The sequence below is a fragment of the Pseudoalteromonas sp. S3178 genome, from assembly GCF_005886985.1.
In the GTDB taxonomy this organism is placed as follows: domain Bacteria; phylum Pseudomonadota; class Gammaproteobacteria; order Enterobacterales; family Alteromonadaceae; genus Pseudoalteromonas; species Pseudoalteromonas carrageenovora.
In genome coordinates, this window is record NZ_PNCW01000291.1 from 1 (window position 1) to 381 (window position 381).

At 40.2% G+C, this 381-nt stretch carries 1 pseudogene; it reads left to right on the forward strand.

Annotation, left to right across the window (positions count from 1 at the left end):
• Nucleotides 1-292 (forward strand): annotated as a pseudogene (locus CWC11_RS21020) (SAM-dependent methyltransferase); the annotation flags it as partial.
• Nucleotides 293-381 lie beyond the last annotated feature (89 nt).

Genomic DNA, 381 nt, shown 5'->3' on the forward strand with positions numbered 1-381 from the left:
AGGCAGTTTGTATGTCGTCTCACCCGGTGAACACCATCTATTCGAACTCAAGTCTCTGATTTATGACAATGTAAAACTACACAAGGCACCAGAAACACCACAAGGGTTTGAATTGGTTGAACGGACTAAATTGCAACAAACACACAGAATGGAATTTGAGTGTGTTGAACACTTAATCATGATGACGCCATTTGCATGGAAATTTAAGCAACAACACATGGATAGATTACAAAAGATGGACCATATCGAAATCACGCTCTCGTTTTTGATAAACCAATATCAGCGCAAGTAACCCAACATCAGATCACCAATTATGAGCAAATCGCTGCCTACTTGCTTGGTAGGCAGGCAAACAGGAATTACAGATTTTCTTGCGTAAAC